Source organism: Pseudomonas sp. CNPSo 3701, assembly GCF_028674975.1.
GTDB lineage: Bacteria > Pseudomonadota > Gammaproteobacteria > Pseudomonadales > Pseudomonadaceae > Aquipseudomonas > Aquipseudomonas straminea.
Genome location: NZ_JAQZSI010000001.1, coordinates 170,727 through 185,273 on the forward strand (window position 1 = coordinate 170,727; position 14,547 = coordinate 185,273).

Sequence of the window (14,547 nt, forward strand, 5' to 3'; positions counted from 1 at the left end):
CCAAAACCGATCTGGCTATGCGCGCACCCTGCTCTTGTCCGGGTCATAGGCGACGGTGCTGGCGGCAACCTGCGCGCGAATGCGCTTCTGCTGGCCGTCGAGTTTGCCGATCTCGACCAGCGTACCGGGCTCGCAATAGCCCACATCCAGCCGGCACAGGGCGATGTTGCGGCCCAGTACGGGCGAGCGGGTGGCACTGGTGATCACCCCGATCTGCGCTCGGCCGACGTGCACGCAGTCGCCATGGGCGGCGGTTTCGTTGCCTTCCAGTTGCAGGCCGACCAGCTTGTGGCGGGGCGCCGCATTGCGCCTTGATAGGGCATCGCGGCCGATAAAGTCCGCCGTCTTGCTCTTGAGTGGCACACAGAAGCCGATGCCGGCCTCGAAGGGGTCGGTCTGGTCGTCGAACTCGTAGCCGGCGAAGATCAGTCCGGCTTCGATACGCAGCATGTCCAGCGCTTCGAGCCCCAGCGGTACCAGCCCCAGTGGCTCGCCGAGTTGCCACAGGCGTTGCCACACCTGCAGGGCGTGGTCGGGGTGGCACCAGATTTCATAGCCGAGCTCGCCGGTGTAGCCGGTGCGCGAGACCATCACCGCAGGGCCGTTGTAGTCATCCAGGCGGCCGGTGAGAAAGCGGAACCAGCCCAGCTCTTCCAGCCGTGGCTGGGTGCCGGGCGTCCAGATCATCTGCGCCAGCAGTTGGCGGCTCAGCGGGCCTTGCACGGCGAGGTTGTGGATCTGCTCGGAGGCGCTTTTTATCCACACCTTCATGCCCAGCTTCTCGGCCTGTTCGCGCAGCCAGACGCCGGCGTAGTCCTCGCCGCCGATCCAGCGAAATGCGTCAGCGCCGAGGCGCAGCAGGGTGCCGTCGTCGAGCATGCCGCCGTGCTCGAAGCACATCGCCGAATACACCACCTGGCCAACGGCGAGCTTGCGCACGTCGCGGGTCAGGCAGTGGTCGAGCAGCGCTTCGGCGTCGGGGCCGAGCACCTCGAATTTGCGCAGCGCGGAAAGGTCCATCACCCCCACGCGTTCGCGGCAGCCGTGATATTCCTCGATGGCGCCATAACCGTCGAAACGGGTCGGCGTCCAGAAACCGCGGTAGTCGGTGAACTGCCGGGTGAGGGCCGAAGTGGCGGGGTGAAAACCGCTTTCGCGGGTCAGTACCGGGTCGGCATCTGCTGTTTTTCGAGTGGCCATGGCGAGACTGAAACGCTCCTTCTCGGAATACACGCGGATGTGGATATCGGTGGGTTGCCAGCCGTTGGCGGGGTCGATGTCGTCCGGGCAGGAACTGCTGGCGCAAACCAGATCGGTCAGCGCCTTGAGCAGCACGTAATCGCCGGGCCGCGACCAGGGTTCGTCGAGCGTCAGGTGCTGATGGGCATCGATGCCGGTGTTGTAGAAGAAGTTGATCGCCGGCCAGCCGGCGCGCGGATCGACACCGTGCGCCGTCAAGGCGCGGCTGATGTTGTCGCTGCAGTTGGCGTGGCCGAAGTAGCCCTGGGCCTCGTAGTAGCGCGCGGCGCAGGCCAGGGCGAAGGTATCGTGACGGCCGACGGTGTCGCGCACCACCTCCAGCATCGGCTGCATGTCGCGGTCGTAGAAGCGGCTGAACAGGCCCGGCCCCGGGTAGGCGCTGCCATTGAGGGTGCGGGTGACGGTGGGGTCGAGGTCGATCTCGCGCCCGGCATCCAGGCCGCGCCGGTCGAAGGCGACGAAATCCGAGCATTGGCGCCCGGCCACGTCGATCACCTGAATGAACTGCCCAGCGGCGACGGTATAGTCGCGGGCGGTGCCCGGGCTGATGGTGAACTCGTCGATCACCTCACCCAGGGGCGCCGGCAGCGGCGGCGTCCAGATCCTGCGCGGGTTGGCACGCTGGATCAGCAGGCGCAGTTCGCTGGCGCGCTGCTGGCTGTCCACCGCGGTATGCCCGCCAGGCGCGGCGACGATCACCTGCAGCGCTGCGCTGGCGATCAGCTCGCGGCTGAACCCTGCCGGTGTGCCGGCCGGCCACAGCGAGGCAGCGTCGGGCAACCGGCGGCAATCGATCCGGTAGCGGGCGAGCCCACTGGCCACATGCCGCGCCTCGCGGCTACCGTCGTGCAGCAGCCGGGCAATGGCATCGGCGCCGCTGCTGGCGTGCAGGCCAAGAGCCGCCAGCGCTTCGCGGCCGTCCTCGGCAAACGCCAGCAGTTGCGCGGGTTGGTCGCCTTCCAGGTCGATCACCTGCAGGCGATCCCCCGCGTGCAGCGCGACCACCGTCAGCCCGCCCGGTGCCACGCGATGGCGCTCCCGGTCGGGCGCACGGGCGAACAGTGCCGGCTCCAGCGGGCGGCTCGTCACGGGTAGGTTCATGGCGGCGCCTCAGCTGGCGGACTTCAGGCGGTCGGCGGGCGCATCGGCCAGATAGGCAGCCAACGAGTCATCCAGTGCGTCGAGCCAGGGCGTGTGGTGGGGCGTGGCCAGGGTGCCGGTGATCAGCGAGCGATAGCATTTGTCGCGGTAGCCCATGATGCTTTCGTACTTGTCCTGCTTCCATTGCAGGAAGGTGGCGTTGACCTGGGCGATATCGAAGCTCGGGTAGTCGGTGGCGGCGATCAACTGGCGGATGTATTCGCCCTGAAATTCGAACATCTGCTGGGCGCTTTCCAGGGTTTCCTCTTCCTGGCGCCAGGCCAGGTTTTCGGCGTGCATGCGCTGCGGGTCGGGTAGCGCGATGCGCCCCAGGATCACGTCGCGGGCATACCAGGCCTGGGCGTCGAACATGTTGAAGCTGTACCACTGGTCCTGCATACCGAGGTAGATCAGCTTCGGGTTCGGCTCCCAGAACACGCCCTTGTAGAGATTCAGCGGCCACAGGCGGTTGTTGGTTCGCAGCCGCAGTTCCTCGGGCAGGAACGGGAAGTGATGCTTGTAGCCGGTGCACAGAATGATCGCGTCGATGTGCTTGCTGCTGCCGTCGACAAAGAACGCGGTGCTGCCCTGCACGTGGCTGAGCAACGGGCGCTCCTCCCAGTTGGCTGGCCACTTGTAGCCCATCGGCGCGCTGCGGTAGCAACTGGTGATCGAGCAGGCGCCGTACTTGTAGCACTGCGAGCCGATGTCTTCGGCCGAATAGCTGGCGCCGACGATCAGTACATCCTTGCCCTTGAATTCCAGTGCGTCGCGAAAGTCGTGGGCATGCAGCACGCGCCCGGCGAAGCGCTCGAAGCCGGGGAAGTCGGGCACGTTGGGCGTGGAGAAATGGCCGCTGGCGACCACCACGTAATCGAAGGTTTCGCTGTAGCTGCGGTCGTTCAACTGATCGTGGGCGGTGACCGTGAACTGCTCGCTTGCGGCCTCATAGACCACGTTGCGGACCACCGTGTTGAAGCGGATGTAGGGCCGCACACCGGCTTTCTCGACGCGGCCCTTGATGTAGTCCCAGAGCACTTCGCGCGGTGGATAGGAGCCCATGGGCCGGCCGAAGTGCTCATCGAAGCTGTAGTCGGCGAACTCCAGGCATTCCTTCGGGCCGTTCGACCACAGGTAGCGGTACATGCTGCCGTGCACCGGCTCACCATGTTCGTCCAGGCCGGTACGCCAGGTGTAGTTCCACATGCCGCCCCAGTCGGCCTGTTTCTCGAAGCACACCAGGTCAGGAATCTGCGCCCCGGCGGCCTGGGCCGACTGGAAGGCACGCAACTGGGCCAGGCCGCAGGGGCCGGCGCCGATGATGGCGACACGTTGGTTCATGTTCGGTTCTCCGGTTGGCGAGGCGTGGCGATGCTCGGCGCTCCCCGGCAACACCTGGGAGCGAGCCGGCGCGGGTTTATCAGCCCTTGGCGGTACGTTTCTTTTTCTCGGGGTCGTCGAAGGGCAGCGTATGGGCGATGGCGCTGACCTCCAGGCTGCCGCGCACCTGCAGCGGCACGCCTTGTTCGGCGATGTCGGGCTCGACGCGGGCGATGGCCATGGAGCGGCCGCTCAGGCGCGAGTACATGGCGCAGGTGATCAGGCCGACCTGGCGGCCGTCGTGCCATAGGGTGTCGCCACCTTCGGCGGCTTTGTCGCCCTCGAGCAGCACGCCAAAGATCTTGAAGCGCTCCTGGCCCTGGCGGCGAAAGTGCTCGGCGGCGCCGCGAAAATCGCGTTTGCCGGGGGACACGGTGAAGTCCAGGCCCAGCTCCCACAGGGTGTCGCCGGCCTTCTGGTCGGCGAAGGGGTACATCTGCGAATTGTCGTAGGGAAAGAACAGCAGATGGCTCTCCACCCGCAGCCAGTCCAGAGTGGTGAAGGCGCAGGGGATGATGCCGTGGCCCTTGCCCTTGTCGAGAATGCTGTCCCAGATCAGCGGCGCATCGGCGGCCTTGCAGAAGATTTCGTAGCCGCGCTCGCCGGTATAGCCGGTGCGCGAGATCATCACCGGGCGGTCGAACAGTTTGGTCTGCAGGTGATGGAAGTACGGCAGTTCGCGGATGCCGGGCACATGCTCGGCGAGAAAGTCCACGGCAGCCGGGCCTTGCAGTGACAGGTCATGCAGGTCGTCGTCGAACAGCACCGCCACCTGGCGGCCCTGGGCGCAGCGCACCAGCATCTCGTAGCCGGTGCCGGCACCGTGTACCACCATGAAGGCGTTGGGCCCGGTGCGGTAAACGATGCAGTCATCGATGAAGGTGCCGTCGTCATCCAGCAGGCAGGCGTACACCGACTTGCCGGGGTAGACCTTGGCCATGTCGCGGGTGGTGGCGTAGTCGAGCAGGCTTTCGGCGTGGGGGCCGACGTAGTGGACCTTCTTCAGGCCGGAAACGTCCATCAGCCCGGCGCGGGTGCGGATGGCTTCGTGGTGGTCGGCCAGGTCGCTGGCGTAGGTCCAGGCGGTGCCCATGCCGTTCCAGTCTTCCAGGTTCGAACCAAGTGCCAGGTGGCGTTCGCGCAGCGCGCTGAGGCGCCATGAATTAGCCATGGGAAAATTCCTCTAAGGGGTGATCGTGTCAGGCTTCGGGGTCGAACTGGCGCAGCCAGTCCACCAGGATTTGGCGGTAGCGGGTCATGCCCTTGTAGTCGGCGATGGCATCCGGCAGGTCGCGGATCACTCGGTGCAGGCGTCGCGCCCAGGCCGGGTTGCTGGCCAGCTCGTCCATGCTGATCAGGTAGGTGCGGATGCTGAACAGCAGGGCGTTGGAACGGGGCAGGCGGGCCATGTGCTGCAGCTCGACGCGCAGGTGCACCAGGCGCCCGACGTTGTCGGGGGTGACGCTGCCCCGGTCGCTGCCCCATTCGTGGAAGGTTTCCGGCGAGGTATCCAGGCGCGGGTTGATGGTGATCGTCCAGTTGAGGCGGCGCACCGGATGGCCGACCTGGATGTTCAGCAGGAATTTCAGGGCGCGCTCGAAGATGCCCATCTGGTGCGCCATCGGTACCGGCGAATGCCATTGCTTGAAGCTCATGCCGGCGTCGAAGCGCAGCGACCAGTCGGCCGGGCAGGTGACCATGCCGGCATCCATGAACAGGTCGCCGTCGCGCTGATCGAGCAGGGCGAAGTCGCCCTGCATCTGCCGGGTGATGTATTCCAGCGGCTCGCACGGCAGGCTGTCGGCATCGCCAAAGGTGAACGACTGATCGATGCCCATGGCCAGGTTCTGCCAGCGCCAGGCCGTGCCCTCGCGCTGCAGCCGAAAGTGCTGGGGATAGTCGCGGGCCAGGTGCTCCATGAGCATTTCCAGCAAGTCCCAGGCGGCCACGTTCATGTGCGGCATCACCAGGCAGCGGCCTGGGTCGCGCTCCAGAACACGGGCCCGCTCGGCCATTTCCGACAGGTAGTGCTCATCCACGTCGAAGCTGTGCTCGAACACCGAGCCGGGATCGCGGGAGGTCGCGGGCTCGATGTTGACCGAATACAGGTACTGGTCTTCGGGAAACGGAAAGGGGAAGCGGGCAATGCTGGCCGGGCCGTTGCGGAAGGTGAAATCGTCCCGGTAGGTTTCCGGCGCTTTGAAAGTGACGCTCATGGCAGGTCTCCGGTATCAGATATCGAGCAGGATCGAGCCGCAGCCACGCGACACGCAGGGCATCAGGTGATCGACGCGCTCGGCGTCGGCCAGAAACAGATCGCGGTGCTCCACGTCACCACGCAGGTAGGGCGTACGGCACTGGCCGCAGACCCCGCCTCGGCACAGGTTGGGCAGCTCCACGCCGGCCATTTCGAGGGCTTCGAGCAGGCTCTGCTCGGCAGCGACCTGCAACTGGCGCCCGCTGCGCGCCAGCTCGGCCTGAAACGGCAGGCCCGGCTCCGGCGCCGCGAAAGCCTCCCAGTGCAGGCGCGCCGCAGGCCAACCCAGGGCCTGGCCCTGTTCGCGCAGGGCGTCGAGCAGCGCTTGCGGGCCGCAGGCGTATACGTGGGTACCGAGCGGGCGCTGCTGCAGCACCTGGCCCAGGTCGAGCCGTCGTTTACCGCTTTCGTAGACGTGCAGGCGCTCGCCCAGGCGTTCGCGCAGGGTCTCGACGTAGGCGTCGCTGACGCCGGCGCGGTAGGCGTAATGCAGCTCGAACGGATCGCCGCGCAGCAGCAGTTCGCTGCAGTAGGCGAGGAATGGGGTGATGCCGATGCCGGCCGCTATCAGGATATGCAGGCGCGCCGTGGCATCGAGGGCGAAGAGGTTGGCCGGCGGCGATATCTTTAGCGCATCGCCCACCTGCAACTGTTCATGGATGTAGCGTGAGCCGCCCCGTGATTGCGTTTGTTGGCGCACGGCGATGCGGTAATGGCCGGTGTCGCGCGGATCGCCGATCAGCGAGTAGGCGTTGCGCTTGCCATTGGGCAGGTGCAACTGCACGTGGCTGCCGGCGGAGAAGCCGGGCAGCGTGCCGCTTACCGGGGTGAGCGACAGTTCGCGGATCACCGGTGTGATCGAGCGGGCTGCGCTGACCTGCACGTTCAGGGCGCTCATGGCCGGGCCTGCGCATAGGGTTGATCAGCATCGGCGCATACGCCCAGGTAGGCGCCCAGGCGCTCGGAGAAGTGCCGGCGTACTTCCAGCAGCACGCCGCAGTGCCGGCAATTCTGTACGTCGGCCCCGGTTCCGGCCTGGCGCGTGGCGCAGTGCACGCAGAACAGCAGGCGTCGATCGCTGCCGGTGCATCGCAGGGTGATTTCCTCGCTCAGCAGCCCGGCTTCGCGGGCGACAGGGTGCAGGGCCCAGATGAACGCCTCGTCGCCATCCAGCGTCAGGTGCAGGCCGACCTGGGCGTTGCTCAGCAGGGCTGCCAGTGCCAGCTTGAGCGCCGCTTCATCCTGATGGTCCGGCAGTGCCAGGTGATGCACGGTGCCCGGGCCCACTGGCGTCTGCTGGCCCTCCTGCTGGTTGACCAGCACCTGCACGGCAACCGGGCGAGTGGCGTCGTCCGCGGCGTAGCGCGGCACGCTGATGGGCTGTGTAGCTGCTGTGCAGTTCATGGCGATCCTCGTGGCGCTTGCCCTGGATTGAGGCGATCAGGTCATGTGTTGGTGCAGGGCACTGCTTTCTCTATAGGCAAGATAATTTCCTCTCAGGCGTCAGGGCTCAATCCGCCAGAGGAGGTATGCCAAAAGGGGTAGGTGCGCGCGCAGAGGCATGGAAGTTGCTGCGTGAGCCGCTCCAGCACCGCGCAAGACGGGAGGGGAGCATGCGTGCAGCCGGCTTGGCTCCGGCACCCGAGGCAGTGTCCAGTGCGCTGACCGAACGGGAGGAGCAGACCCTGCAGCTGATCGCTGCAGGTAACAGCAACAAGCAGATCGCCCGTGAGCTGGGGATCAGCGATGGCACGGTGAAAACCTACGTGCGCAGCCTGCTGCGCAAGTTTCACCTGCATTCACGGCTGGAGCTGGCCAGCTGGGTGCACCGGCATACCGGCAAGGCCACGGCCGACGGCCAAGCTGCGATAGGCCCAGCAGCGGTAGCGGGGCTGATCAACGACCTGCCGGTGCTGATCTACCGCGGCGACAACGCGCGCACCTGGTACATGGACTACATCAGCGAAGGCTGCCTGCAACTGACCGGCTATACGCCCGAATACCTCATGCGCGATCCGGCACACAGCTTCGGCTCGCTGATCCTCGCGGAGTACGCCGACTATGTCTGGTACTGCGTGCAATGCGCGCTGCTCAAGCACGAGCCCTTTCAGCTGCGCTACCGCATCTGCTGCGCCGATGGGCGCATCAAGGACGTCTGCGAAACCGGCGTCGGCATCTACTCGGCCAGCGGTGAGGTGCTGGGCGTGGAGGGGGCTATCTTCGAGGTGACGGGCTAGCCGCGGTGAGCCCCTGCAGCCTCGCTATGGCAAGGGCTGCAGGGGCTCGGCGTGGGTGGCGCCGCTGAGGGCGCCTGCTTTCAGGCCCGTGCCAGCGCCGAGATCTGCTTGCGGCGATACACCGTGTCGCGGCTCGACAGCAGCAGGTACAGCGGCAGGGTGACGACGATCGCCACCAGCCACGACAGGTCGGCGCCGTCGAGTTTGCTGGCGATGGGGCCGGTGTAGATCGGCGTGACCGCGAACGGCAGTTGCACCAGTATGCCGATGGCGTAGGCGCTGACCGCGTTGGGGTTGAAGCGCCCGTAGATGCCGCCCGTGGCGTCGAACAGCGAGGGGATGTGATAGCGCTGCTTCTGCACCAGGTAGAAGTCGGCGAGGTTGATCACCGCCCATGGCACCAGCACGATCATCATCGCCAGGATCAGCTGCATGAAGCGCGCGATGAAGTCCGCGGGCGCCGTCACCGCGACCACGCAGCAGGCCACCAGCAGGAGCGCCGAGAGCGCCACGCGGGCCTGGCGGCTCGGTGCCCAGTCGGCGGCGAAGGTCTGCACCGAAGTGATCAGCGCCAGCACCGCGCCGTACAGGTTCAGGGCGTTGTGGCTGATTATGCTGAGGATGAACAGCACCATCAGCACGGGCCCGAACACGCCGGTGCTCTGCTTCACCGCTTCCATGGTGTCCGTCTCGGCACTCACCGCCAGCGCCACCAGAGTGCCGAAGATGAAGCACAGCGAGGTGCCCAGCACGGCGCCGCAGTAGGTGGCGATGAAGGGCTTCCAGATGCCCACGTTGCGTGGCAGGTAGCGCGAGTAATCCGAGGTGTAGGGCGCGAAGGAGATCTGCCAGATGGCGCCCAGCGAGGCCATGGCCAGCCAGCCGGCCAGGTTGAAACCGCCGCGGCTGGCGAAGTCCGCCGGCAGGCCGTTGGCGAACAGGGCGATGAAGCCCGCCAGCAGGCCGATGCCCATCACCCAGGTGCCGATGCGGTTGAGGGTGTGGATGAAGTTGTAGCCCAGGATGCCGATCAGCGTCGCGGCGCAGGCGCCGATCAGCACGGCGGCCGGCAGCGGCAGATCCGGCGCCACGGTGTGGATGGATTTGCCAGCCAGCACGCAGTTGGAGATGAAGAAGCCGATGTACAGCACGGCGGCGATCACCACCACCAGCAGCGCCCCGTAGCGACCGAACTGGCCGCGGCTCTGCAGCATCTGCGGCAGGCCCATCTGCGGGCCCTGGGCCGAAGCCAGGCCAAGCACGATACCGCCGAGCAGGTGGCCGACCAGGATGGCGCAGATCGCCCAGCCGATGCTCAGGTGGAACACCTGCACGGCCATGGCGCCGGTGACGATCGGCAGCGGCGCGATGTTGGTGCTGAACCAGAGGGTGAACAGGTCACGGACGCGGCCGTGACGATCGGCATCGGCCACCTGGCCGACGCTATTGCTTTCGACGAGTTCTTGGGGAGCGTTGTTATGGGACATGTCGAGTTCTCCTGCGCAAAGCGGTAGCGGCACGCTGCGCGCAAGGCGGGCAGTGCCGGGTGGATGCGTGGGGTGTCGTGGCTGAGGTCAGCCGCGCTCGCTGCGGGCCGGGCCGCGGGCGAGGGAGAACGGGCAGGGGTGACGCGATGTGAAGGCACGCAACAACATGGGAAAAACCTACTTCTTGTCTTTATTCGGATAGCAGCGTTTTCGATCGTTGCAGCAGCCCGGCACGGGCCGGGCTGTGCGAGGTGATGCTCAGCGGAACGCCGGCACCACGTGCTGGATGAACAGCTCCAGGGACTTTTTCTTCTCGGCGTAGGGCAGGCTGTTGTCGGCCCAGAAGCTGAATTCGTCGACGCCCAGTTCCTGGTAGTGACGAATGCGCGCGATGATTTCCTCGGGCGTGCCGATCATGGTGTTCTTGCGGATGTTCTCCAGCTGGAACGCCGGCACTTCGGCGAACTTGGACTCCGGGCTCGGCTCCAGGAAGCCGTTGACCGGCGTGGTTTTGTTGCCGAACCAGGCATCGAAGGTGCGGTAGAAACGCGAGATGGCGGCGGCGCCGACCTTCCAGCCCTCGGGGTCGTCGGCCAGGTGCACGTGGGTGTGGCGCAGCACCATCAGTTGCGGACGCGGCACGCCCGGGTTGTTGGCCAGGGCGGCGTTGAACTTGTCGTTCAGGTCGACCACTTCCTCGTCGCCCTTCATCAGCGGCGTGACCATCACGTTGCAGCCATTGGCCACGGCGAAGTTGTGCGAGTCCGGGTCGCGGGCGGCGATCCACATCGGCGGCTGGGCGTTGTACGGCTTCGGCACGCTGGTAGAGGTGGGGAACTTGTAGACCTCGCCGTCATGGGCGTAATCGCCTTCCCACAGCTTGCGCACCACCGGGACCATCTCGCGCAGCGCCTTGCCGCCGTCGGTGGCCGGCATGCCACCGGCCATGCGGTCGAATTCGAACTGGTAGGCGCCGCGGGCCAGGCCCACTTCCATACGACCGTTGCTGATCACGTCGAGCAGGGCGCATTCACCGGCCACGCGAATCGGGTTCCAGAACGGCGCGATGATGGTGCCGGCGCCCAGGCGGATGGTGCTGGTACGCGCGGCCAGGTACGACAGAATCGGCATCGGGCTCGGCGAGATGGTGTATTCCATGGCGTGGTGTTCGCCAACCCACACGGTGCTGAAACCGCCGGCCTCGGCCAGCAGGGTGAGCTCGGTCAGCTGCTCGAAGAGCTCACGGTGGCTGACGTCCTGGTCGTAGCGTTCCATGTGGACGAACAAAGAGAATTTCATGTCGCTTTCCTCGATTTTTGTAAGGCCCAGACGCCAGGCACGAGCCGCCGTCGGAACTGGCCACCTGCAGGATCAGGCAGCTCATGGTCTATGGTATACCATAATATAAAATACTTTGGCGAGTACCCGAGACCCCTCTTGTCGAAAAGCGTCAGTTCTTGGCGGCCTGCCAGGCGTACCAGCGCTCGGCGATGCGCTCGCCGTTCAGGCTCCAATATTTGAAATCCAGGGTGATCTGCCCGGCCTTGTGGGCGCTCGGCTGGCTCTCTGCCAGCTTGGGATCGACCAGCGCCGAAGCACTCAGGTTGACGGGCGCGTAGCCGGTCAGCGAGGAGAAATCCGCCTGCGCCTTGGGGCCGGTGGCGTGGGCGATGAAGGCGCGCGCCGCGTCGGCGTTCGGTGCACCGCGGGGAATCACCAGGAAATCACCGGTCACCAGGTTCTGCTGCCAGTTGATGCCCACCGGCGCCCCCTGATCGCGCAGGGCGTTGACCCGGCCGTTCCAGAACATGCCCAGACCGGCTGCGCCGCTCGATAGCAACTGCTGGGACTCGTCACCGCTGCCCCACCAGGCGATGTCGCCCTTGATGCTGTCAAGCTTCCTGAAGGCGCGATCCAGATCCAGCGGGTACAGCTTGTCGGCGGCCACGCCGTCGGCGAGCAAGGCGATCTCCAGTACGCCGGGGCTCGGCCACTTGTACAAGGCGCGCTTGCCCGGGTAGGCGCGGGTGTCGAACAGCGCCGCCCAATCCTGCGGCACGCTGGCGAGCACCTTGGTGTTGTAGCCGAGGATGAAGGAGAAGTAGAACGAGCCGGCGCCGTAGATGGTGACGAAGCGCGGGTCGATGGTGCGTTTGGCGATCTGCTTGAAGTCCAGCGGCTCGAGCAGGCCTTCACGGCCGGCACGCAGGGCGAAGTCCGCCTCTACATCCACCACGTCCCAGGTGACCTTGCCGCTTTCCACCATGGCCTTGAAGGCCGCGTAATCGGTGGGGCCGGCCTGCTCGACGCGAATGCCGGTCTGCTGGCTGAAGGGCTCGCTCCAGGCGCGGGTCTGCGCGGCCTGGGTACTGCCGCCCCAGCTGACGAAGGTGAGGCTCTGCTCGGCGTGAGCGGTGGATAACAACTGCAGCCCCAGCAGCATGGCCAGCACTATGCGCATGGAAATCCCTCCCGAACGATTGACGATGCCCTTGGCTGTCGACCTGGCGAAGTTGCCGCGATCGCGCACCGTACTGGCACATTGCAAGATACGCTCCAGATTGCCCAAAGCGCTGTGGCGGGCGGCGGCGGTGCCAGCCGCCGGGCGCGCGGGTTTTATGTGGGAAAAGCAGTACCACTTCTTAAGGGAGGGAGTAACGGTTGAGGGGGCTTTCAGCGATCCAGTGTGGGAGCGGGCGGGGACATCTAGTCCATGTCCGCGATTTTTCGCGCGCATGGCGCGCTCCCACAGGTACAGCGCCGATTTATGCCGACTGCTTTACAAAGACAGACCGCACAAGCACTCAGTGCGCCCCGGCGCCCTTGCTCAGGTCGCTCTCGTTCCAGCTGTCGTACAGGCAGGCCTCGCTGGCTGCCCAGCGTACTTTTGCCTGTGCACCGGGTTGCAGCGGTTGCAGGCCGCTGCCCATGGCTTTCAGGGTCAGGTGGCAGCCGCCCGGCGTGACTACGTGGCAGGTCAGGCTTTCACCGAGGAACACCACTTCGGCGACCTGCACGGCGATCTCGTTCCAGCCGGCCGGCAGCGGGCTTTGCGCGGCGACCTCCAGGGGCAGCACCTGGGCCTTTTCCGGGCGCAGCATCAGCAGCACGTCCTGATCGTTCTTCAGGTTGGCGGTCGGAGTGATCGCCAGGCTCTGCTGCTCGAACTGCACGGCAGCCTGGCCGCTGACCTTGGCCCGCAGGAAGTTGGAGTTGCCCAGGAACGAAGCGACGAAGGCGTTCGGCGGGTTCTGGTACAGGTCATAGCCGGTACCCAGGCCGACGATCTTGCCGTGGCTGAAGATGGCGATGCGCTGGGACAGGCGCATGGCTTCTTCCTGGTCGTGGGTCACGTAGACGATGGTGATGCCCAGGCGGCGGTGCAGGTGGCGCAGCTCGTCCTGCAGGTCCTCGCGCAGCTTCTTGTCCAGGGCGCCGAGGGGTTCGTCCATCAGCAGGATGCGCGGCTCGTAGACCAGCGCCCGGGCGATGGCCACGCGCTGCTGCTGGCCGCCGGACATCTGCGACGGGCGACGGTGGGCGAAGGCTTCGAGCTGCACCAGCTTGAGCATGGCGTCGACCTTGCGCTTCTGCTCGTCGGCGCTGAGCTTGCGGATGCCCAGGGGGAAGGCGATGTTGTCGCGCACGTTGAGGTGCGGGAACAGCGAATAACGCTGGAACACCATGCCGATATCGCGCTTGTGCGGCGGCACGTTGACCAGGGATTTGCCCTCCACGAGGATTTCCCCGGAGCTGGGCGTTTAGAAGCCGGCGAGCATCGACAGCGTGGTGCTCTTGCCCGAGCCGCTGGAGCCGAGGAAGGTGAGGAACTCGCCGTCCTGGATATCCAGGGAAATGTTGTCCACGGCGGTGAAATCGCCGTAGTGCTTGTTCAGGTTGCGCAGGCTGACCAGGGTCTGGGGCGCCTGTTGTTGTTTGATGACGGCACTCATGGGGTTCTCCTCGGCGCTCAGCCTTTGGCTTCGGCGCGCCGGCGTGCAATGGCGGCGATGAACATGACCAGCAGGGAAAGGGCGATCAGCAGCGTCGAGGCGACGGCGATCACCGGGGTGAGATCCTGGCGCAGCGTCGTCCACATCTTCACCGGCAGCGTCTGCAGGCCGGGGCTGGCCATCATCACGCTGAGCACCACCTCGTCCCACGACACCAGGAAGGCGAACAGCCCACCCGATACCAGGCCCGGGCGAATCGCCGGGAAGGTTACCTTGACGATGGCCTGCAGGCGGGTGGCGCCGCAGATCACCGCGGCATCCTCGATGGACTGATCGAACAGCTTCAGCGAGTTGATGATCGAGATGATGGTGAACGGCAGCGCGACGATCACGTGGCTGACCACGAAGGCGAACAGCGTGCCGGTGTAGCCGAGCTTGAGGAACAACGCGTATACGGCCACGGCGATGATCACCAGCGGCACGATCATCGGCAGGGTGAACAAGGCGTACAGCAGCTCACGGCCGGGAAACTTGCCGCGCACCAGGGCGAAGGCGCTGGGCAGGCCGATGGCCAGGGCGCAGAAGGTGGTGAGCATGGCCACCTTGAGGCTGACCAGCGCCGAGTCCATCCACTGTTCGTTGGAGAAGAACTGCCCGTACCACTTCAGCGTCCAGCCCGGTGGCGGGAATACCAGCCACTGCGAGGAGCCGAACGACAGCAGCACAATGAACAGGATCGGAAGCAGCAGGAACACGGCGATCAGCGCGGTGGTCGCGGTCAGGCCGTAGCGCAGGCCACGACCCATGGCATTGGGTGACAGCAGCATGGCGGC

11 protein-coding genes and 1 pseudogene are annotated in these 14,547 nt (G+C 65.8%); 1 reads left to right on the top strand and 11 read right to left on the bottom strand.

What is annotated here, in order from left to right:
• Nucleotides 1-15 precede the first annotated feature (15 nt).
• The 6 genes from PVA39_RS00720 to PVA39_RS00745 form a co-directional block, all read right to left on the bottom strand.
• The gene (locus tag PVA39_RS00720) at nucleotides 16-2,361 is read right to left on the bottom strand and encodes a DUF1989 domain-containing protein (RefSeq protein ID WP_274122376.1); all 2,346 of its coding nucleotides are present in this window, start codon (nucleotides 2,359-2,361) and stop codon (nucleotides 16-18) included.
• A 9-nt stretch (nucleotides 2,362-2,370) separates the two neighbouring features.
• Nucleotides 2,371-3,741 carry an NAD(P)-binding domain-containing protein gene (locus PVA39_RS00725; RefSeq protein ID WP_274122377.1) on the bottom strand — a complete coding sequence of 457 codons (1,371 nt, stop codon included), beginning with the start codon at nucleotides 3,739-3,741 and terminating at the stop codon, nucleotides 2,371-2,373.
• 79 nt (nucleotides 3,742-3,820) lie between these two features.
• Nucleotides 3,821-4,951, bottom strand: coding sequence for an aminomethyltransferase family protein (locus PVA39_RS00730; RefSeq protein WP_274122378.1), 1,131 nt, complete (start codon nucleotides 4,949-4,951; stop codon nucleotides 3,821-3,823).
• Nucleotides 4,952-4,979: 28 nt separating this feature from the next.
• On the bottom strand, nucleotides 4,980-5,996 hold the full coding sequence (locus tag PVA39_RS00735) for a heme-dependent oxidative N-demethylase family protein (RefSeq protein ID WP_274122379.1): 1,017 nt from the start codon (nucleotides 5,994-5,996) through the stop codon (nucleotides 4,980-4,982).
• Between the two features lie 15 nt (nucleotides 5,997-6,011).
• The gene (locus tag PVA39_RS00740; RefSeq protein WP_274122380.1) at nucleotides 6,012-6,935 is read right to left on the bottom strand and encodes a PDR/VanB family oxidoreductase; all 924 of its coding nucleotides are present in this window, start codon (nucleotides 6,933-6,935) and stop codon (nucleotides 6,012-6,014) included.
• Nucleotides 6,932-7,441 (bottom strand): dimethylamine monooxygenase subunit DmmA family protein, encoded by a 510-nt coding sequence (locus PVA39_RS00745; RefSeq protein ID WP_274122381.1) that lies wholly within the window; start codon nucleotides 7,439-7,441, stop codon nucleotides 6,932-6,934. Before PVA39_RS00745 ends, PVA39_RS00740 begins: the two co-directional genes overlap by 4 nt.
• 209 nt (nucleotides 7,442-7,650) lie before the next feature.
• On the opposite strand from PVA39_RS00745, the gene PVA39_RS00750 reads away from it, so the two are divergent.
• Nucleotides 7,651-8,274, top strand: a complete 624-nt coding sequence (locus PVA39_RS00750) for a LuxR C-terminal-related transcriptional regulator (RefSeq protein ID WP_274122382.1) — start codon at nucleotides 7,651-7,653, stop codon at nucleotides 8,272-8,274.
• An 80-nt stretch (nucleotides 8,275-8,354) separates the two neighbouring features.
• Here PVA39_RS00750 and PVA39_RS00755 read toward each other — a convergent pair whose 3' ends face one another.
• From PVA39_RS00755 to PVA39_RS00775, 5 genes and pseudogenes are all read right to left on the bottom strand, one after another.
• Nucleotides 8,355-9,761, bottom strand: coding sequence for a purine-cytosine permease family protein (locus PVA39_RS00755; protein WP_274122383.1), 1,407 nt, complete (start codon nucleotides 9,759-9,761; stop codon nucleotides 8,355-8,357).
• A gap of 258 nt (nucleotides 9,762-10,019) precedes the next feature.
• Nucleotides 10,020-11,060 (bottom strand): LLM class flavin-dependent oxidoreductase, encoded by a 1,041-nt coding sequence (locus PVA39_RS00760; protein WP_274122384.1) that lies wholly within the window; start codon nucleotides 11,058-11,060, stop codon nucleotides 10,020-10,022.
• A gap of 151 nt (nucleotides 11,061-11,211) precedes the next feature.
• Nucleotides 11,212-12,222, bottom strand: a complete 1,011-nt coding sequence (locus PVA39_RS00765) for an ABC transporter substrate-binding protein (RefSeq protein WP_443200925.1) — start codon at nucleotides 12,220-12,222, stop codon at nucleotides 11,212-11,214.
• A gap of 343 nt (nucleotides 12,223-12,565) precedes the next feature.
• Nucleotides 12,566-13,714 (bottom strand): annotated as a pseudogene (locus PVA39_RS00770) (ABC transporter ATP-binding protein).
• A 17-nt stretch (nucleotides 13,715-13,731) separates the two neighbouring features.
• Nucleotides 13,732-14,541 (bottom strand): ABC transporter permease, encoded by an 810-nt coding sequence (locus PVA39_RS00775; RefSeq protein WP_274122385.1) that lies wholly within the window; start codon nucleotides 14,539-14,541, stop codon nucleotides 13,732-13,734.
• Between the last annotated feature and the right edge of the window lie 6 nt (nucleotides 14,542-14,547).

Bases quoted from the DNA above. Each gene is read 5' to 3' on its own strand.
- PVA39_RS00720 (WP_274122376.1), bottom strand. From the start codon at position 2,361: ATGAACCTACCCGTGACGAGCCGCCCGCTGGAGCCGGCACTGTTCGCC.
- PVA39_RS00725 (WP_274122377.1), bottom strand. From the start codon at position 3,741: ATGAACCAACGTGTCGCCATCATCGGCGCCGGCCCCTGCGGCCTGGCC.
- PVA39_RS00730 (WP_274122378.1), bottom strand. From the start codon at position 4,951: ATGGCTAATTCATGGCGCCTCAGCGCGCTGCGCGAACGCCACCTGGCA.
- PVA39_RS00735 (WP_274122379.1), bottom strand. From the start codon at position 5,996: ATGAGCGTCACTTTCAAAGCGCCGGAAACCTACCGGGACGATTTCACC.
- PVA39_RS00740 (WP_274122380.1), bottom strand. From the start codon at position 6,935: ATGAGCGCCCTGAACGTGCAGGTCAGCGCAGCCCGCTCGATCACACCG.
- PVA39_RS00745 (WP_274122381.1), bottom strand. From the start codon at position 7,441: ATGAACTGCACAGCAGCTACACAGCCCATCAGCGTGCCGCGCTACGCC.
- PVA39_RS00750 (WP_274122382.1), top strand. From the start codon at position 7,651: ATGCGTGCAGCCGGCTTGGCTCCGGCACCCGAGGCAGTGTCCAGTGCG.
- PVA39_RS00755 (WP_274122383.1), bottom strand. From the start codon at position 9,761: ATGTCCCATAACAACGCTCCCCAAGAACTCGTCGAAAGCAATAGCGTC.
- PVA39_RS00760 (WP_274122384.1), bottom strand. From the start codon at position 11,060: ATGAAATTCTCTTTGTTCGTCCACATGGAACGCTACGACCAGGACGTC.
- PVA39_RS00765 (WP_443200925.1), bottom strand. From the start codon at position 12,222: ATGCGCATAGTGCTGGCCATGCTGCTGGGGCTGCAGTTGTTATCCACC.
- PVA39_RS00775 (WP_274122385.1), bottom strand. From the start codon at position 14,541: ATGCTGCTGTCACCCAATGCCATGGGTCGTGGCCTGCGCTACGGCCTG.